Here is a 22,087-nt window from a genome sequence, read left to right on the forward strand (position 1 = left end):
AAGGCTCTCACATCGGCCTGGGGCGCGCATGCGCGCTTTCCCCCGTGGCTGGCCGATGGGCCTGCATTCATTGGTTCCCAGCCAGACTGCCCGCTGCGGGGCGATGAACGAGTTCGCCGCGCGCATGACGGATCAATGCCTCGAATGGAACCCGAGGAAGACGCGGATTGCCGCACCGCCGACCCATCGGTTTTCGACCACCCCGACCTCGGAAATGCGATTGGACGGCACCCGATGCCAACTCGACACTGCGCCGGTCGGGGGATGCACCTTGCGGCGCACCGAGGAAAGCAGCGAAGGGAGAAAAACATCGCTTCGATGCGCCAGGCATTTCATGACGCTGTAGTACCCGGAGACAAGCAGCCCGCTCGCCGAACGAATCGAACGGCGAGGTTTCCCTCACCCATTCCAACGAGCTTCTACCGATGAAAAAATCGACCTCCCTCCTTTGCAGGAGCGTATGGATCGGCCTGGCGGCGATCCTTCTTTCCAATGTCGCGCATGCAGTGATCTACCCGGTCCGCACCAAGGGGACCGCCAAGGTCCAAGTCATCGAGCAACGCCACATGGCCGAAAGCGGGAGCACGGTGGGCGGACCCGGCCATGTGGTCGCGAAGTTTTCCGACCTGATCCAGAACGCCATTGCCTACAAGACCGCCCATCCCACGGAAACGGTGGAAATCCGCTCCGCTACCTACAAGATGGCGCTCGATGCCTATGTCGGATTCAACCCGGGCAATGCATCGACCTACCTCAACGTTTCCGATTCGGACTTCGCGGGAAGCGATTCCGAGAAACTGATCTATTCGTACTGCAAGGCGGCACAGGCCGGGGTGAAGGTACAAATGATCATTCACCTGGCGAGCGACGCCTCCATCGCGCAGGTCAAGGCCTATCTCGATGCCAACGGCGGCCCCAACCTCTCCTACCGTTTCGTGGGCTGGGGCACCGGGTCCGACGAACAGATGCACAACAAGTTCATGCTGATCAACAAGATTCGCAGCGGAACGAGCGATCAAAGCAGCGTCGTCTACACCGCCACCGCAAACTTCGACGAGTGGCGCGCCTATGGCCCGGTCAGCGGCAACAACTGGCACCAGGCGGGCGTGATCGTCAGCCAGAACGATGGTCTCTACGGGGCTTACAAGAAATACTTCGACAGCGCGCTGTGGCCCCATGCGCAGGACACGAGCCCGGCCGCGTTCCGGGCGACCATGCAGAGCCTGCACACCGCCTCGGGCGGCTTGAACTATGCCGAGGACTCGAGCGGAATCTCTGCCTACTTCTATCCGTACTACGGAACCAACGTCTGGTCGACCACCGCCAATCCCATGGCCAAGATCATGCAGACCATCAATACGGGCGCCAATGTCACGGCCCCGTACGTCAAGATGGATCAGGCCTACCTCCGCTTCCACAACAACGCGTGGTCGGAGCTGGGTTCCGCGCTCATGACCGACATCCATGAGATGGCGCTGCAGCATGGCCTCGATCTATCGAGTTCATCCACATCGAACGTCAAGTTTGTCGTCATGGACGACGACGATGACGGCGATGACTACAGCCCGTTGCCTGGCGCCAAAGTTCACCGCAACAAGAAGACGCACGGCAAGACTTCGCAATTCGCGTACACGCAGGGTGGAACGCCGCACTACTACTCGCTCACCGGATCGACCAATGCGAAGTACAACGACTTCATGCTGAAGGCAAACAACATGATCGTGATCCACGAATCGGGGACGGGCAACAATCCGGTCTATGAGGACTTCGGCGACATGTTCAGCTACATGTTCAGTCAATAGCTTGCCTTCCCGCAGCCGCGCGAGGTCGTGTGGCTGTATCGGGGTCTTCGCCTCTAGTGAGCCTCCCAGCCCCGCATGCGCTCCCACGCCCCCCGCATGCCGTCAACCAGCGCATCCATCTGCTCGCCCACCGTGGTCTCCCGCTCGATGCCGAACACGCTCTGGCCGGCCGCCTCGTAGATCAGCCGCGCGTCGTCGAACTCGTGCATCGAGGCGAACACGTCGCCCGTGAGCGCCTGCTGCAGCGGCATGCCCAGCGGCGCGGGCGCGCCAGGCTCGTTCCAGGCGTCGATCCAGTCGCTGCGCACCACGCGGCAGGGCTTGCCGCTGTGGGCCCGCGTGATCAGGGTGTCCTCGCTGCCGCTGGCGATGAGCCGTTGCAGCAGCGCGGGCGGCGTGTGGTTCTCCTTCGCGCCCATCCACAAGGTGCCGAGCCACGCGCCCTGCGCGCCCATGCCCAGCACGCCCAGCACCTGCGCGCCGGTGGCGATGCCGCCGGCCGCCAACACCGGCACCTCGCCCGCTTCGGCGATGACCTGCGGCAGCAGCGAGAGCGTGCCGACCGTGCCGGTGTGGCCACCCGCGTCGTAGCCCTGCGCCACCAGCACCTCCACGCCCATGTCGAGCGCCTTGCGCGCATGCCGCACGGAGCCGACCAGCGAGAAGGTGAGCTTGCCGCGCGCCTTCGCGCGCTCGATGAGGTCGGCGCGCAGGCCGATGGCCGTGGCCACGCCGCGCGCGTCGGAGTCGAGCACGGCCTCGATCTGCGCGTCGAACAGCGCCCGGGTGCGCACCTGGCTCGTGAAGAAGCTGGGCCGCTGCGGCGGCTTCACCTGGAAGCGGTCGCGCAGGCCGTCGACGAAGGCCACGTGCGGCGCAGGCAGTTGCGCGCGCACGCTCTCGATGCTCGCGGCCTCGTCGGGCACCTGCGAGGGCAGCATCAGGTCGATGCCGTACGGCAGGCCCGCCATGCGTTCGCTCGCCTCGGCCAGGATGTGCGGAATTTCGTGCGGCAGCTCGCGCGCGAGTCCCAGCACCGGAAAGCCGCCCGCCCGCGCAATGGCCGCGCAGACGTCCACCGAGTGCGAGAAGCCGAAGATCGGATGACGGATGCCCAGCCGGTCGCACAACGGCGGCCGCACGGGCGATTCGCTTGCGATGTTCATTGCGCCTCGATGCCCGCCGTCTTGATGACCTTGCTCCACTTGTCGTATTCGCTCGCGATGAAGGCGTCGAACTGCTTGGGGCCCTGCGGCGCCACCTCGAGCCCGAGCACGTCGAGCTTGGGCTTCATCGCCGGATCGGCCAGGATCTCGGCCACGTCGGCCGACAGCTTGGCGACGATGGCATCGGGCGTCTTCACCGGCGCGACGAAGCCGAACCACGTGCCCACGTCGTAGCCCTTCAGGCCCGCAGCCTCCGCCACGGTGGGCGTGTCGGGCAAGGCGCTGGAGCGCTTGCTCGTGGTCACGGCCAGCGGCCGCAGCTTGCCGGCCTTGATGTGCGGCACGGCCAGCGCGACGGTGAGCGGCATCATCGTCACGCGGCCCGCGAGCAGATCGCCGAGCGCATCGGGCTGGCCGCGATAGGGCACGTGCGTGAGCTTGATCTCCGCGCTCTGCGCCAGCAGCTCGCCCGACAGATGGTTCGAGGTGCCCACGCCGGCCGTCGCATAGGTCAGCGGCGGATTGGCCTTCTTCGCCATCGCGACCAGCTCCGCCATGGTCTTGGCCGGCACCTCGGTCGGCACCACGAACACGTTGGGGATCACGCCGAAGCCCTCGATGGCGCGGAAGTCGCGCACGGGATTCCACGCCACGCCCTTGATCAGGCTCGGCGTGACTGCGTGGCCGGGACTCACGCACAGCAGCGTGTAGCCGTCGGGCGCGGCCTTGGCCACGTAGTCGGTGCCGATCGAGCCGCCGGCACCGGTCCTGTTCTCGACGATGACGGGCTGGCCGTACTTGGCCGACAGCCGCTCGCCCACCAGCCGCGCGATCGAGTCGACCACGCCCCCGGCGGTGAACGGCACGATGATGCGGATCGGCTTGCTCGGGTAGTTGCCCTGCGCGAATGCGGGCGCGGTCATTGCGAGGGACTGGACGGCGAAGAGCACGGCCAGCAGGGTGCCTTTGAGGGTCATGGGTTGTCTCCGTTGATGATGGCTGGCGCGCGCCGCCGGCTCAGGTCTGGTGCCCGGCTCGTGCCATGGTGCGGCGCGCGATGTTGGTGAGGTGGATCTGGCTCGTGCCTTCGTAGAGGCGGAACAGCCGCACGTCGCGGTAGAAGCGCTCGGCCACGTTGTCGTTGATGTAGCCGCCGCCGCCGAAGACCTGCACCGCGCGGTCGGCCACGCGGCCGCACATCTCGGAGGCGAACAGCTTGCACATCGAGGCCTCCATGGTCACGTCGGCGCCGTCGTCGCGCTTGCGCGCCGTCTCCAGCAGCAGCGCGCGGGCGGCGTGCACTTCGGTGTTGCTCTCGGCGATCATCTGCTGCACCAGCTGGAACTCGCCGATGGCCTGGCCGAACTGCCGGCGCGATGCGGCGCGTGCCACCATCTCGTCGACCAGCCGGATGGCCGGCCCGATGCACAGCCCCGCGAGGTTGATGCGCTGCTTGTTCAGCGCCTTCATCGCCGTCTTGAAGCCCAGGCCCGGCACGCCACCGACGATGGCCGATGCGTGCACGCGGCAGCCTTCGAGGATCACCTCGCCGACCGGCGAGCCGTGCTGGCCCATCTTGCGATAGCCCGCGGGCGCCGAGAGGCCGGGCGTGTCGCGCTCGACCAGGAAGGCCGTGATGCCGGCCGCGCCCCTGGCCTGCGGGTCGGTGCGCGCGAACACGGTGAACAGGCCGGCAATGGGCGCATTGGTGATGAAGCACTTGCGGCCCGTGATGCGGTAGTGGTCGCCGTCGCGCACGGCCACGGTCTGCTGCGCGGTGGCGTCGGAACCGGCCTCGGGCTCGGTGAGCGCGAAGCAGCCCGTGAGGCGGCCGCTGGCCAGCTCGGGCAGCCAGCGCTGCTTCTGCTCGGGCGTGCCGTCGACCACCAGCGACTCGGACGCGATGCCCGTGTTGCCGCCGAAGCGCGCGCGGAAGGTGGTGGCGGCCTGCGAGACCTCCATGTTCACCAGCGACAGCTCTTCGCTCGTGAGCCCCGCGCCGCCGTACTGCTCAGGAATGCTGTGGCCGAACAGCCCCAGCGCGCGCATGCGCTCGACCACGGGCTCGGGGATGAGGTCGTCGCGGTCGACCTCGGCCTCGATGGGCATGCATTCGTTGCGGATGAAGTCGCGGACTTCGGCGAGCAGGGCGTTGAACTTGTCGGGGCTGCGGATCATGGGTTCGGGGTTCCGGTTTCTGGTTCAGCGCAGGCCTTGCGCGGTTTCGAGCTGGCGCACGGCATCGAGCAGCAGCGGCGCGACCTTGCGCTCCATGCGCTCGCCGGGCGAGCGGTAGGTGGAGAGCGTGCAGTTCATCGCCAGCGGCGTTTCGCGCGGCGGCACGCGCACGGGCACGGCGACGGCGTGGATGTCCTTCTTCCAGTCGCCGCGCGAGTGGCAGAAGCCGCGCGCGGCAAAGAGCTTCTGGTCGGCTTCCCACGCGGGGCGCAATTGCTGGAACAGGGCCGCGTCCTGCAGCCGCAGCCGGTTGAGGATGGCCGAGCGTTCCGGCGCGGTGCAGGCCAGCATCAGCGCGCGGCCGATCGCCGCGGCCAGCAGCGGGCGCGTGCTGCCGATGTCGGGCATGTGGGTGTTGGTGTTGTCGGTGCGGATGGTGTCGACGTACACCACGTCGGAGCGGTCGCGCATGCCCAGGTTCACCGAGCAGCCCGTCTCGCGCGCCAGCCTTTCCATGATGGGCCGCGCGATCTGGCGCACCTGCATGCTGGCCAGCAGCGGGTAGCCCAGCGACAGCACGCCGGGCCCGAGCCTGTATTTCTGCGTGGCGCCGTCGCGGCTCAGGTAGCCCAGCAAGGTGAGCGTGTAGGTGATGCGCGAGACCGTGGGCTTGGGCAGGCCGCTGCGGTCCGAGATCTCGCGGTTGCCGAGCACCGGGTCGGCGCTGGTGAACACGCGCAGCACTTCCATGCCGCGCGCCAGGTTCATCGAGAACTGGCGGTCGGCGGTGAGGTCGTGCGGATCGACGAGACCCGGGAGCGCGATGCTTGTCATGCGGGAGGAGGAGCGCGGTGGTGTGGGCATGATTGGCCGTTCGAAATGGGGCGTCAATGAAACGCGGAGGGTGTTTCGCTGTGCGAAACAGCGATTGTTGGCCCGCGCGCCGTCTGGCAAAACCGGCTCGTACCCGGAGCCCTTCGCCCCGGCTTGGAGCCACGCTTGCATTCCCCCGACGACACCCCACGACGACCCGCGCGCGGCGCCCTTTCGGGCGTGCGCATCCTCGACATGGCCACCGTGCTGGCCGCGCCCCTGGGCGCCACGCTGTGCGCCGACCAGGGCGCCGAGGTGGTGAAGCTCGAGCTGCCCGGCGGCGGCGACGCACTGCGTGGCCTGCAGCCCGTGAAGGACGGCAAGGCGCTGTGGTGGAAGATCGCCAACCGCGGCAAGCGCGGCATCACGCTCGATGTGCGCCAGCCTGCAGGCCGCGCGCTGCTGCTTCGGCTGGTGACGCAGTTCGACGTGCTGGTGGAGAACTTCCGCACCGGCACGCTCGACCGCTGGGGACTGGACCTGGCCACGCTGCATCGCGCCAACCCGCGGCTCGTGGTGGTGCGGCTCACGGGCTTCGGCCAGACCGGGCCCTACAAGTCGCGGCCGGGCTTCGCGCGCATCTTCGAGGCCATGAGCGGCTTCACCAACCTCACGGGCGAAGCGGGTGGCTCGCCGCTGCACAGCAATTTCCCGGTGGGCGATGCGGTGGCGGGGCTGTTCTGCGCCTTCTCCATCGCCTCGGAAATGGCGCGGCTGCGCGGTGACCCGCAGGCGCTGGGCTGCGAGGTGGACCTGGCCGCCACCGAGGCGCTGTTCCGCCTGCTCGACCCGCTGCCCGTGGAGCATGAGCAGCTCGGCACGGTCCGCATGCCCGCGGGCAACTGCGCGAGCTACACCGCGCCTTCGAACATGTACCGCAGCCGCGACGGCATTTATGTCTCGGTGGTCGCGTCGTCGGACCCGATCTTCCAGCGGCTGTGCGCGGCCGTCGACAAACCCGAGTGGGCGAGCGACCCGCGCTTTGCCAGCAACCCCGCGCGCGTGCTGAACCTCGTGGCGCTCGACGAAGGGCTCGGCGCATGGTTCGCCGCGCACGACTACGACACCATCGAACGCCGGCTCGAGGACGCCGGCATTCCCTTCAGCAAGATCTTCACCATCGCCGACATCGAGCAGGACCCGCACTACCGCGCGCGCGAGGCGATCATCCGGCTGCCCGACCCCGACTACGGCAGCTTGCCCGCGCCCTGCGTGGTGCCGCGCGTGCCGGGCCGCGAACTGCCGATCCCGCGCACGGGGCCCGACACCGGCGAGCACAACGCCGAGGTCTATGGCGAGTTCGGCCTCGACGCCGCGGCGCTGGCCGCGCTGCGCGCGCAGAAGGTGATCTGAGCCTTCAGTAGTCGGTGAGCGGTCCGTCGCGCAGGCACGGGTTGCGCTCGGCCAGCGGCGCGCGGCGCATCAGGTCGCGGCCGATGACGGTCTTGTGCACCTCGCTCGCACCCTCCCCGATCTGGTTGAGCTTGGCATCTCGGAAGAAGCGCTCGAGCGGAAAGTCGCGCAGGTAGCCGCGCCCGCCCGTGAGCTGCAGCGCATCGGTCACGACCTTCATGCACAGGTCGGTGGCCTGCAGCTTGGCCATGGACGCGAAGATCGACACGTCGCTCGCGCCGGCGTCGTACTTGTCGGCCGTGAGCGCGAGCAGGGCACGACTGGCCTCGATCTGCGTGACCATGTCGGCCAGCATCCACTGCACGCCCTGGTGCTCGCCTTCGCGCTTGCCGAACACGGTGCGGTCGCTCGCATAGCGGCTCGCGATCTCGACCGCGCCGATGGCACGGCCCAGCGCCATCGCGGCATGCCCGATGCGCGCGCGCAGCAGCGCGTCCTGCGCGAGCGAGAAACCATCGCCCTCCGCGCCGAGGCGGTGCGAGGCGGGCACCTCGACCGCGTCGAACTCGAGCGAAGAGATCGGCACGCCGAACCAGCCGAGCTTGCCGACCTCCGCGCCGATGTGGAAGCCCTTGGCATCGCGCGGCATCAGCACCGCGATGAACACCGAGGGATCGTCCTCGGCGCGGCCCACCACCGCGAACCAGTCGGCCGTGCTCGCGCGCGTGATGAACTTCTTGCGGCCCGTGACGAGGTAGCGCCCGCCCTCGCGGCGGATCGTGGTCGAGAGGCCACGCACGTCGGAGCCCGCGCCGGGCTCGGTCAGCGCGAAGGCTGCCTGCAGCTCGCCGGTGCACAGCCGCGGCACGATCTCGCGGCGCAGTGCCTCGCTCGCTCCCGCGACGATGGCGCGGCTCGACAGGTCGGTGCCCGTGATCATCGAGGCCGAGGTGCTGCACACGCGGCCCAGTTCCTCGATGAGGCGGATGCGCAGGGCCTGGCGCGCATCGGTGCCGCCGTACTCGCGCGGGAACGCGGTGGCGATCACGCCTTCGCGCGCGAGCGTTCGGAAGGTGTCCCAGGCGAACAGGTCCTCGCGCGAGACGGCGTCGGCCTGCGGCCCGAGCGTGTCGCGGCACAGGTCGCGCACCTGTTGAACGGTGGCCTGCTCGTCGGGCTGCAGGCGTTCGAGAAAGTGGTCGCCGAACAGTCGGGTGGCGCGGGTGCCTGTGGTCATCGAGTGGGTCTCCTGTTGAGGGCAGGCATGGTGGCGCCGCGCGGCACGCGCGGTCGAGCCGTGTTTCGACAGGCGAAACACCGGCTTGCGGATGCGGTCCGGGGCTGGTCAGATGGCCCCATGCCCATTCCCCAGACATTCGAAGCCCTTCGCACGCACCAGACCGCCGAAGGCCAGGTCCAGAGCCGGCTGGAGACCCTGCGGCTCGACGACCTGTCGGCCGGCGAGGTCGTGGTGCGCACTCGCTATGCGGGCGTGAACTACAAGGACTGCCTCTCGCTGCACGGCCGCGCGAAGATCATCGCGTCGTACCCGCGCGTGGCGGGCATCGAGCTGGTCGGCGAGGTGCTCGCGTCATCGGTGGCGTCCTTCGAGCCCGGCCAGGCCGTGCTCGTGCACGGCTTCCAGACCGGCATCGCGTTCGACGGCGGCTTCTCCGCCTGCGTGCGCGTGCCCGCCGCGCACGTGCAGGCCGTGCCACAGGGGCTCACGCCGCACGAGGCGGCCGTCATCGGCGTGCCCGGCTTCACGGCCGCGATGGCGCTCGAGCGCTTCATCGAGCTCGGCATCGCCCCCGGCACGGGCAGCGTGGCGATGAGCGGCGCGGGCGGTGCGGTCGGCCTGCTGGGCACGGCCATCCTCGCGCGCGCCGGCTATCGCGTGGCGGCCATCACACGCCGCATGGCGCAGGAAGAGCGGCTGCGCGCCATCGGCGCCCACGAGGTGATCGATGCCGCCGTGCTCGACGCGGCGCAACGCCCGCTCGAGAAGCCGCGCTTCGCCGCCGCCATCGACAACGTCGGCGGGCCGATGCTGTCGTGGCTGCTGCGCTCGATGGCCGACGGCGGCGCCGTGGCATCGGTGGGGAATGCAGCCGGCAACAGCTACGAGGGCAGCGTGCTGCCCTTCATCATGCGGCGCGCTCAGCTGTTCGGCATCGTGGCGAATGCGCCGGTCGAGCAGCGCAAGCGACTGTGGACGAAGCTCGCGGTCGAATGGAAACCCGACATGGCGGCCGTGCTGCCGCATGTGCAGCACATCGCGCTGGGCGCGTTGATGGAGCACAGCGCACGGCAGCTCGATGGCGCGAGCTCGGGCCGCGTGCTCGTCGATTTCTCGCGCTGAAGGACTTCGGCCATGGGACCGCTGCACGGCCTTCGCGTGCTGGAGTTCGACGCCATCGGCCCCGTGCCCTGGGCCGCGATGATGCTCGCGGACATGGGCGCCGACGTGCTGCGCATCGCACGGCCCGCGCCGGCCGGCATGGGCATCGCGCGCGACGCGCGGCACGAGACGGTGCTGCGCGGCCGGCGCGGCGTGACGGCCGACCTCAAGGACCCGGCCGCGCGCGATGCCGTGCTCGCGCTGGCGCGCAACGCGCACGTGCTGCTCGAAGGCCACCGCCCCGGCGTGATGGAGCGGCTGGGCCTCGGGCCCGAGGCCTGCCTCGCGGCATCGCCCGCGCTGGTCTACGCACGCATGACGGGCTGGGGCCAGCACGGGCCGCTCGCGCGGGCCGTGGGTCACGACATCAACTACATCGGCCTCACGGGTGCGCTGCATGCCACCGGCACGGCCGACAAGCCGGTGCCTCCGCTCAACCTCGTCGGCGACTTCGGCGGCGGTGCGATGCTGCTGGCGCTCGGTGTCATGGCCGCCGTGCTGGAGGCGCGCGGCAGCGGCCAGGGACAGGTCGTCGACGCGGCGATGGTCGACGGTTCGCTGCTGCTGATGGCGCCGATCCTGGGGCGCGTGGCCACGGGCGAATGGCTGGACCGGCGCGAGGCCAACCTGCTCGACGGCGGCGCCCCGTTCTACGGCGTGTACGAGACGAGCGACCGCCGGCACGTGGCGGTCGGCGCCATCGAGCCTGCGTTCTACGCGGCGCTGCTCGCGGGGCTGGGCCTGGCGCCCGATGCGCTGCCGCCGCAGCACGACCGCGCTGCGTGGCCCGAAACGCGGCGCCGGTTCGCCGCCCTCTTCGCCACGCGCACGCGCGATGCGTGGTGCGCGGTCTTCGACGGCACCGAGGCCTGCGTGACGCCCGTGCTGTCGCTCGGCGAAGTGGCGGGCCATGCGCACCACGTGGCGCGCGAGAGCTTCGTGCCGGTCGGTGGCGTGCAGCAACCCGCGCCGGCGCCGCGCTTCTCGCGCACCGCGAGCGTCGCGGGCCGCGCGCCGGCCGATGCACGCGGCGGCGGTGACGAGGCCTTGCGCGACTGGGGTTTCGATCCCGCGGATCCGCGCCTGTCGGCCCTCGGCCGCGACGGCCTCACACCACCCGGTGCTCCTCCACCACGAACGCCGTGATCTCCGCGAGGAAGCTCTTCGCATGCGCCATCGTGCGCTGCCCCTGCGCCGAGCCGAAGGCGGCGTCCAGCGTGTCGGTGCTCTCGAACCACAGTTCGACGATGCCGTCGATCGGCAGCGTCTCGTAGACGCAGGGCGTGCCCTTGTCGAACTCGCGCGCGGTCACGACGTTCTGGCGGTAGCCGCCCACGCCGGGCATCCGGCGCACGTGGTCGGCATGCACCTTCCACTCGCGGCGGAAGTCGTCCTCCGAGATGTCGGTGCGGCGGCGCAGGGTGGAGATGCGCTTGAGCAGGCGATGCGGTTCGGCCGGCGGCGCGATGACGGTGCTCTGCGCGACGCCCACGATGTGCAGGCCACCGAGGAAATGGCGCTCGTCCTCGCGGATGCGCGCGGCGAGCTCGCCGTCGGTGAAGGCGGCATTCGCCTGCGCCGCCGCGTCGAAGCCGAGTTGCGAGAAGCCGTCGAAATCCCACGGGCCGCGCGCGAAATCGATGCCGCGCTGCAGCCGGTCGGTCACGAGGTTCTGGCGATAGCCGCGCAGGGTGGGCAGTTGCGCGACCAGCGGGCCGTGGCTGTGGCGCCAGTGGTGGCGGAAGGCCGCGTCGGTCCAGTCGTGCTTCTTGCGGATCAGGCCCATGCGCAAAGGAATCGTGGCGTCGGTCATGGTGGGGGTGTCTCCTTGTCGTTGGATGCGGCGGCCGCCTCGGCCCGCGCGCGTGCGAGGCCCGGCGCGCGCTTGGCGAGCCACACGCCGTGGCGCACGGGCCAGCGCCGGTAGGCGGGGTCGGCGCCGAGCTCGGCGGCGGCGTGGTGGGCCCAGTAGGGATCGAACAGCGCCTCGCGGCCCAGCGCGATCAGGTCGGCATCGCCGGCGGCGAGCACGGCCTCGGCCTGGTGCGCGTCGACGATCATTCCCACGGCCTGCGTGGTCACGCCGGCCTCGCGCCGGATGCGCGCCGAGAACGGCACCTGGAAGCCCAGGCCGCGCGGCACGGGCAAGGCCCGCGTCTCCTCGGTGAGGCCGCCCGACGAGCAGTCGATGACGTCGACGCCGCAGTCCTCGAGCGCGCGTGCGAGCACCACCGAGTCGTCGAGGTTCCAGCCGTCGAGCGTGCCGTCGACCGCCGACAGCCGGCAGAACAGCGGCTTGTGCTCCGGCCAGGCGGCGCGCACGCGGCGCGCGATCTCGAGCGCGAGCGCCATGCGCTTCTCGCGGCTGCCGCCGTAGGCATCGTCGCGCCGGTTGGCATTGGGCGAGAGAAAGCTCGCGACCAGGTAGCCATGGCCGAAGTGCAGCTCGACCACGTCGAAGCCCGCTTCGTCGGCGCGCCGCGCGGCATCGACGAAGCGCTGCACCACGGCCTCGATCTCGTCGAGGCCGAGCGCGCGCGGCGCCGACCAGCCCGGGCCGGCGGCGAGCGGGCTCGGACCCAGGCGCTCCCAGGGCTCCTCGTCGGCCGCCATGGTCTGCGCATTCAATGCCGCGCCACCTTCCCACAGCGGCTCGCTGCCCGACTTGCGGCCGGCGTGCGCGAGCTGCACGCCGATGGCGCCGCCCTGCGCGTGCACGAAATCGACCACGGCCTTCAGCGGCGCGACCTGGCTGTCCTTCCACAGGCCGAGGTCGGCGGTGCCGATGCGCCCGCGCGGATCGACCGCGGTGCTCTCGGTGAGGATCAGCGCGGCGCCGCCGAGCGCGAACTTGCCCAGGTGCACCAGGTGCCAGGGCGTGGCATGGCCGCGCTCGGCCGCGTGCTGGCACATGGGCGAGATCACGACGCGGTTGGAAAGCTCGAGCCCGCGCAGGCGCAGCGGCTGGAACAGCAGGGGAAGCGGATCGGACATGGGTGACTCAGGAAGAAGGCCTGGCCGGCCGCGTGCCGAGCCAGGTGCCGCCCATCACGGCGGCGAAGCCGAACAGGTGCCAGACGGTCAGCGTCTCGCCGAGCAGCAGCGCCGCGAAGCCGACGCCGAACACCGGCACCCAGTAGAGGAACACGGCGGTGCGCGCGATGCCGATGACGGAGATCGACCGGTTCCAGATCAGGTTGCCGGCCGCGGTGGCGGCCACGCCCGAGAACAGCACCAGCACCCAGGGCCACGCACCCGGAAAGAGCTGGGCCGCGCCCAGCGGCGAAGGCCCGAGCGCGGCATGCACGATCAGCATCGCGGTGCCGATCAGGTAGATCACCCAGCTCATCGACAGCGGATCGAGCTGCCGCGCGAGCCGCTGCACGCCGACGCCGCCGACCGCGAAGCTGATCACCGACAGCGCGAGCATCAGGTCGCCGAGGCCGGCATGCGAGAGCGTGGCGCCCGGATGGCTCAGCACCACGGCCGCCACGCCCGCGAAGCCCAGCGCCACGCCGAGCAGGCGGCGCGGCGTGAGCGGCTCGCGGAACACCAGCGCGGCCATCAGCGCCGACACCAGCGGGCTCAGCGCCATGATCAGCGCGCCGTTGGTGGCGGTGGAGCGCTGCAGGCCGTGCGCGAACAGGATCTGGTTGGCATACACCATGAGGAAGGCGCAGCCGGCCATCGCGGCCAGCTGGCGCGCGCCGAGCAACGGCAGCCCGCCGCGCCGCCACAGCACGACGGCGCTGAGCGCGACGCAGGCCACCGCCATGCGCAGCGCCGCCAGCGGCAGCGCCTCGAAGGAGGCGGTGAGCGCCTTCACGGCCGAGACGTTGACGCCCCACAGCACCATGGCCAGCAGCATCCAGCCCTGCACCGAGGCCGGCGTGGCGACCGGCGCGGCCGCGCTGCGCTTCACCTCAGCTTTCCAGCGCGTTCCACATCTCGATGTCGCGCTCCGCGGTCCAGATGCGCGGATGCACGTGGCCGGTGGCCTCGTCGTAGGCGCGCGTCACGTCGAAGGGCATGCAGTGGTCGAAGATCACCCAGTGGCCGTAGGTCGGGCGCAGCGCGGCCACAGTCTCCTTGTAGATCACGTTGAGCGTCTTGCCCTGCGCCACGCCGTTGTTGACCAGCGTGTAGACGTCGGAGATGAAGGCGCGCGTGGAGGCGATGGCCTTGCGCACGTCGGCGGCGTTCTCGAGCGCGGCGCCGCGGCCCGGCACCAGCTTCTCGAAGCCGAAGCCGGCCAGGCGGTCGAGCGTGGTGGGCCAGTCGCGGAAGTAGCAGTCGCCCGCGTAGGCGGTGCTCTGGTATTCGACCAGGTCGCCCGCGAAGCAGATCTTCTGGTCCTCGAGGTAGGCGATGGTGTCGCCCTTGGTGTGGCCGCGGCCGACCTGCGCGATCTTCACCTCGAGCTTCTTGCCGAGCCACACGCTCATGGTGCCGTCGAAGGTCATGGTGGGCCAGGTCAGGCCCGGCGGCACCGACTCGACGTTGCGGAAGAGGCGCGGGAAGCGGCCGATCTCGCTGGCCTTGTCCTGCTCGCCGCGCTCGACGATCAGGTCGTAGGTGTCGCGGCTGGCGATGATCTGCTCGGCGCCTTCCTTGAAATAGGCCGAGGCGCCGAGCACGCGCACCGCGTGGTAGTGCGACAGCAGCACGTACTTGATCGGCAGCGGCGTGACCTCGCGGATGCGGCGGATCACGTCCTGCGCCATCGCGGGCGTGGCCTGGGTGTCGACCACCATCACGGCCTCGTCGCCGATGAAGATGCCGGTGTTCGGGTCGCCCTCGGCCGTGTAGGCGTAGGCGTTCTCCGAGAGGCGCGTGAACGAGACCTTCTTCTCCTCGAGGTCGGCCTGGCTGGCGAATTTCTTGGTAACGGGTGCGGTCATTGGGTTTCCTTGCGAAGGGTTGGGCGTTGGGGTCAGTGCGTGCCGAGGTAGGCCGACTTCACCTTGGGGTTGTCGAGCAGCTCGCGGCCGGAGCCCTCGAGCGTGATGCAGCCGGTCTCGAGCACGTAGGCGCGGTCGGCCACGCCGAGCGCCTGCTTGGCCATCTGCTCCACCAGCAGGATGGTGAGGCCCGAGCTGCGCAGCTGGCGGATGGCATCGAAGATGTCCTTGATGATCAGCGGCGCGAGGCCCAGCGAGGGCTCGTCGAGCAGCAGCAGCCGCGGATCGCTCATGAGCGCGCGCGCGATCGCGAGCATCTGCTGCTCGCCACCCGACAGCGTGCCCGCGGGCTGGTGCTGGCGTTCCTTCAGGCGCGGGAAGCGCGCGAACTCGCGCTCGATGGCGTTGTCGACGAAGGCCTTGTCGGCGCGGCGCGAGTAGGCGCCGAGCATCAGGTTCTCGCGCACGGTCTGGTCGGGGAACACGCCGCGGCCCTCGGGCGACAGCGCCACGCCCAGGCCCACGCGCTGGTGCGGCGGCACCTGCGTGCAGTCCTTGCCGTCGATCAGCACGCGGCCCTGGGCCACGGGCTCGAGGCCGACGATGCTCTTGAGCAGGGTGCTCTTGCCGGCGCCGTTGGCGCCGATGATGGTGACGACCTCGCCCGCGCGCACTTCGAGGCTCACGCCCTTGACGGCCTCGATGGCGCCGTACGAGACCTTCACCGATTCGATCTTCAACATGATGGTGGGGGTCCTTTCGCTCAGGCGGGCTGCGGCTGCAGGCCGTGCGGCGCGTGATCGGCCTCGTCGTCGACGCCCAGGTAGGCCTCGACCACGCGCGGATTGGCCTGCACCTCGGCCGGCCGGCCCTCGGCGATCTTGATGCCGTAGTCGAGCACGATGACGTGGTCCGAGATCGACATCACCAGGTCCATGTGGTGCTCGACCATCAGGATCGAGACGCCGCACTTGCCGATGCGCAGCAGCAGCTCGCCGAGCTCGGCGGTCTCCTGCGGGTTGAGGCCGGCGGCGGGTTCGTCGAGCAGCAGCAATTGCGGCTCGGTGGCCAGCGCGCGCGCCAGCTCCACGCGCCGCTGCAGGCCGTAGGGCAGGCTGCCCGCGGGCCAGTGCGCGAGGTGACCGAGGCCGACCAGGTCGAGCAGTTGCAGCGCGCGCTCGCGCGTCTCGCGTTCCTGCTTGCCGGCCGTGGGCCAGGCCAGCAGCGAGGACAGGAAGCCGTTGCTCATGCGGCTGTGCCGGCCCAGCATCACGTTGTCGAGCACCGAGAGTTCGGCGAACAGCCGCAGGTTCTGGAAGGTGCGGCCCATGCCGAGGCAGCAGATGGTGTGCGCGGGCCGGCCCACGATGTTCTCGCCGAGGAAGCGGATCGCGCCGGCATCGGGCTGGATCACGCCCGTGAGCATGTTGATCATGGTGCTCTTGCCCGCGCCGTTGGGTCCGATCAGCGCATGGATGTGGCCGCGCTGCAGGCTGAACGACACGTCCTGCGCGGGCTTCACGCCGCCGTAGGACTTGGTCACGCCCTGCACCACCAGCAGCTCGCCCTCGCCGCCTGGACCGATCTGCCCCGGCACGCCCTGGCCGCCGGCGCCCTCGCCGCGGTGGCGCGAGCGGCTGACCCACTTGTCGACCAGCCCCACCACGCCGCCGGGCATCACGTAGAGCGCGAACAGCAGCAGGAAGCCGTAGAGGAAATGCTGCGCCGAGGGCCAGCGCGCGAGCAGCGCGTCGGTCAGCGTGAGCAGCACCGCGCCCACGATCGGTCCGTACATCGAGCCCGCGCCGCCGAACAGCACCAGCAGCAGGATGAAGATCGACAGGTGGAAGGTGATGAAGTCGGAGTTGATGTACTGGTTCTGCTGCGCCACCAGCGCGCCCGCGATGCCGCAGGTGACGGCCGCGACCACGAAGGCCATGACCTTGGCGCGATAGACACGCACGCCCACCGACGACGACGCGATCTCGTCGGCCTGCAGCGACAGCAGCGCGCGGCCGAAGCGGCCCTGCAGCAGGTTGCGCAAGAGCAGGTGCAGCGCCGCGCTCAGCACGATGCCCAGCACCACCCATTGCGTGGTGTCGAGCGGCGCGCCCTTCCAGGTCAGCGGGCGGATGCCGTAGATGCCCTGCGCGCCGCCGAAGACATCGGTCCATTCGCCGACCAGCTTCTCGACCACGATGCCGAAGGCCAGCGTGACCATCGCGAGGTAGGGGCCCTTCACGCGCAGCGAGGGCAGCGCGATCAGCACGCCGCACAGGCCCGAGATCACGGCCGCGAGCAGCAGCGCGAGCCAGGGGTCCATGTCGGTGCGCGAGGTCAGCAGCGCGACGCCGTAGGCGCCGGCCGCGAACAGGCCGGCCTGGCCCAGCGACTTCTGTCCCGCGTAGCCGACCAGCACGTTCATGCCGGCAGCGCACAGGTAGTAGACGCACATCATGAAGGCGATGCGCAGGTAGTAGTCGTTGCCGAGCAGCGAGACGATGCCGATCAGCGCCGCGGCGACCGCCACCACGGCCAGGGGATGGACCAGGCGCTTCATACCTTCTCCACCGCGCGGCTGCCGAACAGGCCCGTGGGCCGGAAGGCCAGCACCAGGATCACGAGCGCGAACACCGCCACCTCGCGCCACTGCGCCTGCCAGAGATTGACCATCGACTCGAGCACGCCGAGCAGGAAGCCGCCGATGACGCAGCCGCGCGGGTTGCTGAGGCCGCCGATCATCGCGCCCGAGAAGCCCTTGAGGCCGACGGTGAGCCCCATGAACAGCGAGGCCTGCGCGATCGGCGCGAGCAGGAAGCCCGACAGGCCCGCCAGCGCCGAGCTGACGACGAAGGCGCCGATCATCATGGCGTTGGTGTTGATGCCCATGAGGCTGGCCACGTTGCCGTTCTGCGCCACCGCGCGCATGGCCTTGCCGACCATGGTGCGGTTCATCACGCGGTCGAAGCCGAACATCACGACCACGGCCACGCCCAGGGTCAGCAGTTCCTGCGGCCGCACGCCGACGCCGAACATGCGGATCACGGTGTCGCCCACGGGCGCGGGCACCACCACCGGCTTCGGGCCCCAGATCGCGAGCCCCACGCTCTGCAGGATCACGCCGAAGCCCAGCGTGCTCATCACCCAGGCCATGCCGGGACGGCCCGCGAACGGCCGCACGCCGAGCACGTAGAGCAGCCAGCCCAAGAGGCCCATCACGCCGAGCGCCGCCAGCAGCGCGAACAGCTGCGCGCCGGCACCGGGCACGGCATCGCCGAAGGTGGTGGAGGCCAGCGGCTTGCCCAGGACCAGGAACAGGGCGCTCATGCCGATGAAGGCGCCGGCCGAGACGAACTCGCCGTGCGAGAAGTTCAGCGTCTTGGTGGTGGTGAACGTGATGCTGAATCCCAGTGCCACCAGCGCATAGGCACCGCCGACGGCGAGCCCGCTGATGAGCGCCTGCAGGAGCGCTTCAACCATGTGTGTATCTCCGTTGCGAGGCGAGGCCGGGCACCGCGCGGGCGCGCCGGCCTCGCTTCCTTTTTGCTCTTACTGCTTGAAGTCGGCCGGGTTCAGGCCCTGGATCAGCGCGTCGCTGTAGGGCAGCAGCTTGCCGTCCTTCCAGCGGATCCAGACCAGGTCCTTGGCGGTCAGCGCCTCGTGGTTGGTCTTGCTGAAGGGCTTCTCGTAGGTCTTGAGCACGCCCTGCACCGGGGTCTTGAGGTCTTCCAGCGCGGCGCGCACGGCGGCGCCGTCGGTGCCGTTGGCCTGCTTCATCGCCTGCGCGAGCAGCAGCACCGAGTCGTAGCCGTGCAGCGCGAACGAGAACGAACCCGGCGCCTTGAGCTTGCTGCCGATGCGGTCGAAGAGCTTCTGCTGCGCGGGCGTGCGGGTCTCGCTCACGGTGCGCATGAAGATCGGTTTCTCGGCCAGCGCCTTGCCGGCCGCGTCGTAGAAGGTGATGTTGTCGGCGGCCCAGGAGGTCAGCGTCAGCGGGAAGTAGTTGATCTTCTCCATGCTGCGCACCAGCTGCGCGATCGGCGTGCCCTGCGCCCACACCACCACGGTGTCGACGTTGGCGGCCTTCATCTTGCTGAGCTGCGAGGTCATGTCGGTGTCGCCGACGCCGAAGCGCTCGGTGGCCGCGATCTTGATGTCCTGCAGCTTGGCGATCTCCTCCATGTCCTTGAGGCCGCCCTGGCCGTAGCCGGTGGTCTCGGCCATCAGGCCCACCACCTTCGAGGCGGCGGTGTTCTTCTTCACGTAGGCCATCAGCGCCGCGACCTGCTCGCGGTCGACCATCGAGACGCGGAACATGTAGTTGTCGGCGCCCGCGCTCATCGGCTTGGTGATGTCGGTGCCCGAGCCCACGTTGCCCAGCACCGGGATCTTCTTCTGGTTGGCGATGTGCTTCCAGGCCATGGCGTTGCCCGAGTTGGTGGGGCCGAACACCGCCACCACCTTCTCGTTGTCGATCAGGTCGCTCATGTTCTGGATCGACTTGGGTGGCGCCGACACGTCGTCGCGCGTGACCAGCGTGAACTTGCGGCCGAGCACGCCGCCGGCGGCGTTGAGGTCGGCGATCGCGGCTTCCATGCCGAGCACCGCGGCCTGGCCGCTCTGCGCCGAGGGCGAGGCCGAGAGGTCGCCGTTGTAGCCGAGCTTGATGTCCTGCGCCGAGGCACCGGCGGCGAACGCGCAGAAGGCGGCGCTCGCGAGCAAGGTCTTGTACAGACGGAAGGTCTTCATTCTTTGTCTCCTGGAGGATTGACGGTCGGGAAAGCGAAAAAGCGGCGGAAGGCTCAGACCGCGAGGAAGCCGCCGTCCACCGGCAGCGTGATGCCGGTGACGTAGCGCGACATGTCGCTCGCGAGGAAGATCACCGGGCCCACGAGGTCCTCGGTCTGGCCGACGCGGCCCATCGGGATGCGCGTCATGAAGGATTCGAGGCGCTGCGGGTTCTCGCGCGTGGCGGCGGTCATCGGCGTCTCGATCACGCCGGGCGCGAGCGCGTTGACGCGCACGCCGAAGGGCGCGAGCTCCTGCGCGAGCGACTGGGTGAACATCTTGATCGCGCCCTTCGAGGGCGAGTAGCCGAGGCTCGCGCCCTGCCCCGCGTAGGCGGCGATCGAGGCGATGTTGATCACCGCGCCCTTCGTGGCCTTGATCGCGCCGAGCCAGGCGTGGGTGACGTTGAAGGTGCCGTGCACGTTGACGTCGAGCGTCTTCTTCCAGTTGGCCGCGGCATTGGGGCTGGCCGTGCCCTCGCGGATGATGATGCCGGCGTTGTTCACCAGCAGGTCGATGGCGCCGATCTCGTCGCCCACGCGCACCGCCAGCGCATGGCAGGCCTCGGGCGAGGTCACGTCGAGCACGAAGGACCAGGCCTGGCCGCCTTCGTCGCGCACCAGCTGCGCGGTCTCGCCCACGGTGGCCTCGTTCATGTCGGTGACAACGACGCGCGCGCCGGCCTGCGCCAGGCCCAGCGCGAGCGCACGGCCGTTGCCCTGGCCGGCGCCGGTGATCAGCGCGAGGCGGCCTTCGAGCAGGCGCGGCGCGACGTGGGGAGGAAAGGCCATCGGAAAGGTTCCTTCTGATGAATGTGGGTGGTTGAAGGGAAGAGGTCTCAGGCGGTGCGGCGCACGGGCACGGCCTCGCGCTGCTCCACCTGCAGCGTGGCGGCCGCCGTGGCGCCCTGCGCCACCTGCAGGCCCGCGACGTAGCCGAAGGTCAGTGCCGGGCCGAGCGTGATGCCGGCGCCCGGGTAGTTGCCGCCCATCACGCTGGCCGCGTCGTTGCCGACCGCGTAGAGGCCCTTGATCGGCTGGCGGTTGACGTCGAGCACGCGGGTCTTCTCGTCGACCACCAGGCCGGCGAAGGTGCCGATGTCGCCGACCACGAGCTTGATCGCGTAGTAGGGGCCGTGCTCCAGCGGCGCGACGCAGGGGTTGGGCGTGACGTTGGCGTCGCCCTGGTAGCGGTTGTAGGCCTTGCTGCCCTTGCCGAACAGCGGGTCATCTCCGGTGCGCGCGCTGTCGTTGAACTCCTTCACCGTGGCCTCGAGCACCGCGGGCGCGATGCCGATCTGCTTCGCGAGCTCGCCGATGCTGGCGCCCTGCTTGAGGTAGCCGCTCTTCAGGTGCCGGCCGATCGGCAGCGGCGCCGGTGCCACGCAGCCCAGGCCGTAGTCGCGCAGTGCCTTGTGGTCGCACAGCAGCCAGGCCGTGACCTCGGGCTCGCCGGCGCAGGCCTTGACCATGGCCTGCACGAAGTCGTGGTACGAGTTGCCTTCGTTGGCGAAGCGCCGGCCCTTGGGCGTGACCGCGATCACGCCGGGCTTGGCGCGGTCGATGAAGTGCGGCATCACCCCCTTGGTGCCATCGGGCCGCGTGGTGACCGAGGCCGGCACCCAGGCCGCGGCATGCGGGATGGTGCCGTCGACGCGGCCGCCGACCGCCTCGGCCAGCCGCAGGCCGTCGCCGGTGTTGGTGGAAGGCGATGGCGAGTAGTGCTCCTTGCCGGTGGGCGCATGCGGAAACAGTTGCTTGCGGCGCTCCACGTCATAAGGAAAACCACCGCAGGCCAGCACCACACCGCGCTTGGCCACCACGCGCACGCTTTTGCCCTCGTGCTGCACCACCGCGCCCGAGACGCCGTCGTACTCGACCACGAGCTTCTTCACGGGCGAGGAGAGCCACACGGGAATGTTCTGGTCCATCGCGGCCTTGGCGAGCCGGCCCGCGAGCGCGTTGCCGTTGGTCAGCGTCATGCCGCGGCCATGGCGCAGCACGTCGAGGAAGTGCCGGCTCAGCCGCTTGGTCACGTACCAGAACGAGGTCGGCGACTTGAAGGCCCGCATGAAGTGTTTGATCTCGGGGCCCGAGCCCAACATCATCCCGAACACCGTGAGCTCGGGCAGCGGCGGCGCGAGCTGCTTGATGCGCGGACCGAGCTCGCGGCCGTCGAAGGGGCGCGTGACCATCGAGCGCCCGCCGGGCTGGCCACCGGGCGCCTCGGCGTGGTAGTCGGGGAACACCGGCGGCATGTCGAACTGCACGCAGGTGTTGCGCGTGAAGAAGTCGATCGCCTTCGGGCCCATCTCGAGGAAGGCGCTCACGCGCGCCGCGTCGAAGTGGGTGGTGGTCTCGTGCTTCATGTAGTCGAGCGCGGCGCCGGCCGGCTCGTGGATGCCCTGCTCCGTGGCCAGGCGCGTGCCCGGGATCCACAGCCAGCCGCCCGAACGCGCGGTGGTGCCGCCGAAGCGCGGTTCCTTCTCGACCACCAGCACCTTCAAACCCTGCGACGCCGCCGTGATCGCGGTCGCCATGCCCGAGGCGCCGCTGCCGACGACGAGCACATCGCATTCCAACGTGTTCTGTTCCATCTCTGCCTGTCTGCCTTGTTTCTGTAGGA

Annotated in this window: 20 protein-coding genes; 5 read left to right on the forward strand and 15 right to left on the reverse strand. The window is 69.7% G+C overall.

Features of this window, described 5'->3' with window-relative positions:
• Window positions 1–103: 103 nt before the first annotated feature.
• Both BM109_RS41290 and BM109_RS23245 read left to right on the forward strand, forming a co-directional pair.
• Entirely contained in the window at window positions 104–346 is a 243-nt protein-coding gene (locus tag BM109_RS41290) for a hypothetical protein (RefSeq protein ID WP_177239440.1), read from the forward strand.
• 79 nt (window positions 347–425) lie between these two features.
• On the forward strand, window positions 426–1,802 hold the full coding sequence (locus tag BM109_RS23245) for a phospholipase D-like domain-containing protein (RefSeq protein WP_143129250.1): 1,377 nt from the start codon (window positions 426–428) through the stop codon (window positions 1,800–1,802).
• A 53-nt stretch (window positions 1,803–1,855) separates the two neighbouring features.
• On the opposite strand, the gene BM109_RS23250 is transcribed toward BM109_RS23245, so the two are convergent.
• From BM109_RS23250 to BM109_RS23265, 4 genes are read right to left on the reverse strand one after another with little or no spacing between them, the layout of a single operon-like run.
• Window positions 1,856–2,968 (reverse strand): NAD(P)H-dependent flavin oxidoreductase, encoded by a 1,113-nt coding sequence (locus BM109_RS23250; RefSeq protein WP_093347840.1) that lies wholly within the window; start codon window positions 2,966–2,968, stop codon window positions 1,856–1,858.
• Window positions 2,965–3,945: a tripartite tricarboxylate transporter substrate binding protein gene (locus tag BM109_RS23255; RefSeq protein WP_093347843.1), complete on the reverse strand. Its 981-nt coding sequence runs from the start codon at window positions 3,943–3,945 to the stop codon at window positions 2,965–2,967. Before BM109_RS23255 ends, BM109_RS23250 begins: the two co-directional genes overlap by 4 nt.
• A 40-nt stretch (window positions 3,946–3,985) precedes the next feature.
• A complete protein-coding gene (locus tag BM109_RS23260) occupies window positions 3,986–5,146 on the reverse strand; it encodes an acyl-CoA dehydrogenase family protein (protein WP_093347846.1) in 1,161 nt (386 codons plus the stop codon).
• A gap of 24 nt (window positions 5,147–5,170) precedes the next feature.
• Window positions 5,171–5,980 carry an IclR family transcriptional regulator gene (locus BM109_RS23265; RefSeq protein ID WP_093347849.1) on the reverse strand — a complete coding sequence of 270 codons (810 nt, stop codon included), beginning with the start codon at window positions 5,978–5,980 and terminating at the stop codon, window positions 5,171–5,173.
• 234 nt (window positions 5,981–6,214) lie between these two features.
• On the opposite strand from BM109_RS23265, the gene BM109_RS23270 reads away from it, so the two are divergent.
• Complete coding sequence (locus tag BM109_RS23270; RefSeq protein ID WP_093348361.1) at window positions 6,215–7,372, forward strand: CaiB/BaiF CoA transferase family protein; 1,158 nt, start codon at window positions 6,215–6,217, stop codon at window positions 7,370–7,372.
• A 4-nt stretch (window positions 7,373–7,376) separates the two neighbouring features.
• On the opposite strand, the gene BM109_RS23275 is transcribed toward BM109_RS23270, so the two are convergent.
• Window positions 7,377–8,609, reverse strand: a complete 1,233-nt coding sequence (locus tag BM109_RS23275) for an acyl-CoA dehydrogenase family protein (RefSeq protein ID WP_093347852.1) — start codon at window positions 8,607–8,609, stop codon at window positions 7,377–7,379.
• A 120-nt stretch (window positions 8,610–8,729) separates the two neighbouring features.
• On the opposite strand from BM109_RS23275, the gene BM109_RS23280 reads away from it, so the two are divergent.
• Together BM109_RS23280 and BM109_RS23285 are read left to right on the forward strand one after the other, a co-directional pair.
• The gene (locus tag BM109_RS23280) at window positions 8,730–9,734 is read left to right on the forward strand and encodes a YhdH/YhfP family quinone oxidoreductase (RefSeq protein ID WP_093347855.1); all 1,005 of its coding nucleotides are present in this window, start codon (window positions 8,730–8,732) and stop codon (window positions 9,732–9,734) included.
• 12 nt (window positions 9,735–9,746) lie between these two features.
• Window positions 9,747–10,919, forward strand: coding sequence for a CaiB/BaiF CoA transferase family protein (locus BM109_RS23285; protein WP_093347858.1), 1,173 nt, complete (start codon window positions 9,747–9,749; stop codon window positions 10,917–10,919).
• Here the strand turns inward: BM109_RS23285 and BM109_RS23290 are convergent.
• The 10 genes from BM109_RS23290 to BM109_RS23335 all read right to left on the reverse strand — a co-directional run bounded on the left by BM109_RS23290 (window position 10,882) and on the right by BM109_RS23335 (window position 22,058).
• Window positions 10,882–11,586: an EthD domain-containing protein gene (locus tag BM109_RS23290; protein WP_093347861.1), complete on the reverse strand. Its 705-nt coding sequence runs from the start codon at window positions 11,584–11,586 to the stop codon at window positions 10,882–10,884. The genes BM109_RS23285 and BM109_RS23290 overlap by 38 nt on opposite strands.
• Window positions 11,583–12,767: an NADH:flavin oxidoreductase/NADH oxidase gene (locus tag BM109_RS23295; RefSeq protein WP_093347864.1), complete on the reverse strand. Its 1,185-nt coding sequence runs from the start codon at window positions 12,765–12,767 to the stop codon at window positions 11,583–11,585. Before BM109_RS23295 ends, BM109_RS23290 begins: the two co-directional genes overlap by 4 nt.
• Before the next feature lie 7 nt (window positions 12,768–12,774).
• Window positions 12,775–13,695 (reverse strand): DMT family transporter, encoded by a 921-nt coding sequence (locus BM109_RS23300; RefSeq protein ID WP_256222733.1) that lies wholly within the window; start codon window positions 13,693–13,695, stop codon window positions 12,775–12,777.
• 1 nt (window position 13,696) lies between these two features.
• Complete coding sequence (locus BM109_RS23305) at window positions 13,697–14,674, reverse strand: MBL fold metallo-hydrolase (RefSeq protein ID WP_093347867.1); 978 nt, start codon at window positions 14,672–14,674, stop codon at window positions 13,697–13,699.
• Window positions 14,675–14,706: 32 nt separating this feature from the next.
• Window positions 14,707–15,417: an ABC transporter ATP-binding protein gene (locus tag BM109_RS23310; protein ID WP_093347870.1), complete on the reverse strand. Its 711-nt coding sequence runs from the start codon at window positions 15,415–15,417 to the stop codon at window positions 14,707–14,709.
• Window positions 15,418–15,437: 20 nt separating this feature from the next.
• Window positions 15,438–17,234 carry a branched-chain amino acid ABC transporter ATP-binding protein/permease gene (locus BM109_RS23315; protein WP_093347873.1) on the reverse strand — a complete coding sequence of 599 codons (1,797 nt, stop codon included), beginning with the start codon at window positions 17,232–17,234 and terminating at the stop codon, window positions 15,438–15,440.
• Entirely contained in the window at window positions 17,231–18,154 is a 924-nt protein-coding gene (locus tag BM109_RS23320; protein WP_057590834.1) for a branched-chain amino acid ABC transporter permease, read from the reverse strand. Before BM109_RS23320 ends, BM109_RS23315 begins: the two co-directional genes overlap by 4 nt.
• A gap of 69 nt (window positions 18,155–18,223) precedes the next feature.
• Window positions 18,224–19,423: an ABC transporter substrate-binding protein gene (locus BM109_RS23325; protein WP_093347876.1), complete on the reverse strand. Its 1,200-nt coding sequence runs from the start codon at window positions 19,421–19,423 to the stop codon at window positions 18,224–18,226.
• 53 nt (window positions 19,424–19,476) lie between these two features.
• Window positions 19,477–20,253, reverse strand: coding sequence for an SDR family NAD(P)-dependent oxidoreductase (locus BM109_RS23330; RefSeq protein ID WP_093347879.1), 777 nt, complete (start codon window positions 20,251–20,253; stop codon window positions 19,477–19,479).
• Between the two features lie 47 nt (window positions 20,254–20,300).
• Window positions 20,301–22,058, reverse strand: coding sequence for an FAD-dependent oxidoreductase (locus BM109_RS23335; protein ID WP_093347882.1), 1,758 nt, complete (start codon window positions 22,056–22,058; stop codon window positions 20,301–20,303).
• Window positions 22,059–22,087: the final 29 nt, after the last annotated feature.

Origin of the sequence: Variovorax sp. PDC80 (assembly GCF_900115375.1) — a bacterium.
Taxonomy (GTDB): Bacteria; Pseudomonadota; Gammaproteobacteria; order Burkholderiales; family Burkholderiaceae_C; genus Variovorax.

Excerpts from the sequence above, each read along its gene's own strand:
- BM109_RS41290 (WP_177239440.1), top strand. The coding sequence starts at position 104 with ATGAACGAGTTCGCCGCGCGCATGACGGATCAATGCCTCGAATGGAAC.
- BM109_RS23245 (WP_143129250.1), top strand. The coding sequence starts at position 426 with ATGAAAAAATCGACCTCCCTCCTTTGCAGGAGCGTATGGATCGGCCTG.
- BM109_RS23250 (WP_093347840.1), bottom strand. The coding sequence starts at position 2,968 with ATGAACATCGCAAGCGAATCGCCCGTGCGGCCGCCGTTGTGCGACCGG.
- BM109_RS23255 (WP_093347843.1), bottom strand. The coding sequence starts at position 3,945 with ATGACCCTCAAAGGCACCCTGCTGGCCGTGCTCTTCGCCGTCCAGTCC.
- BM109_RS23260 (WP_093347846.1), bottom strand. The coding sequence starts at position 5,146 with ATGATCCGCAGCCCCGACAAGTTCAACGCCCTGCTCGCCGAAGTCCGC.
- BM109_RS23265 (WP_093347849.1), bottom strand. The coding sequence starts at position 5,980 with ATGACAAGCATCGCGCTCCCGGGTCTCGTCGATCCGCACGACCTCACC.
- BM109_RS23270 (WP_093348361.1), top strand. The coding sequence starts at position 6,215 with ATGGCCACCGTGCTGGCCGCGCCCCTGGGCGCCACGCTGTGCGCCGAC.
- BM109_RS23275 (WP_093347852.1), bottom strand. The coding sequence starts at position 8,609 with ATGACCACAGGCACCCGCGCCACCCGACTGTTCGGCGACCACTTTCTC.
- BM109_RS23280 (WP_093347855.1), top strand. The coding sequence starts at position 8,730 with ATGCCCATTCCCCAGACATTCGAAGCCCTTCGCACGCACCAGACCGCC.
- BM109_RS23285 (WP_093347858.1), top strand. The coding sequence starts at position 9,747 with ATGGGACCGCTGCACGGCCTTCGCGTGCTGGAGTTCGACGCCATCGGC.
- BM109_RS23290 (WP_093347861.1), bottom strand. The coding sequence starts at position 11,586 with ATGACCGACGCCACGATTCCTTTGCGCATGGGCCTGATCCGCAAGAAG.
- BM109_RS23295 (WP_093347864.1), bottom strand. The coding sequence starts at position 12,767 with ATGTCCGATCCGCTTCCCCTGCTGTTCCAGCCGCTGCGCCTGCGCGGG.
- BM109_RS23305 (WP_093347867.1), bottom strand. The coding sequence starts at position 14,674 with ATGACCGCACCCGTTACCAAGAAATTCGCCAGCCAGGCCGACCTCGAG.
- BM109_RS23310 (WP_093347870.1), bottom strand. The coding sequence starts at position 15,417 with ATGTTGAAGATCGAATCGGTGAAGGTCTCGTACGGCGCCATCGAGGCC.
- BM109_RS23315 (WP_093347873.1), bottom strand. The coding sequence starts at position 17,234 with ATGAAGCGCCTGGTCCATCCCCTGGCCGTGGTGGCGGTCGCCGCGGCG.
- BM109_RS23320 (WP_057590834.1), bottom strand. The coding sequence starts at position 18,154 with ATGGTTGAAGCGCTCCTGCAGGCGCTCATCAGCGGGCTCGCCGTCGGC.
- BM109_RS23325 (WP_093347876.1), bottom strand. The coding sequence starts at position 19,423 with ATGAAGACCTTCCGTCTGTACAAGACCTTGCTCGCGAGCGCCGCCTTC.
- BM109_RS23330 (WP_093347879.1), bottom strand. The coding sequence starts at position 20,253 with ATGGCCTTTCCTCCCCACGTCGCGCCGCGCCTGCTCGAAGGCCGCCTC.
- BM109_RS23335 (WP_093347882.1), bottom strand. The coding sequence starts at position 22,058 with ATGGAACAGAACACGTTGGAATGCGATGTGCTCGTCGTCGGCAGCGGC.